The following is a 256-nucleotide window of genomic DNA, read 5'->3' on the forward strand; positions in this document are numbered from 1 at the left end:
GCATTCGGTGGACGGGATTCTCACCCGTCTTTCGTTACTCATACCGGCATTCTCACTTCTAAGCGCTCCACGGATCCTTCCGGTCCCGCTTCGACGCCCTTAGAACGCTCTCCTACCACGGACATCTACGATGTCCATCCACAGCTTCGGTAATCCGTTTAGCCCCGGTACATTTTCGGCGCAGTGTCACTCGACCAGTGAGCTATTACGCACTCTTTAAATGATGGCTGCTTCTAAGCCAACATCCTGGTTGTCT

The 256-nt window shown here is 53.1% G+C and carries 1 rRNA gene; it reads right to left on the bottom strand.

What is annotated here, in order from left to right:
- A 23S ribosomal RNA gene (locus HU147_RS19325) occupies window positions 1–256 on the bottom strand; the annotation flags it as partial.

Source organism: Planococcus chinensis, assembly GCF_020071995.1.
Classification (GTDB): Bacteria; Bacillota; Bacilli; order Bacillales_A; family Planococcaceae; genus Planococcus; species Planococcus chinensis_A.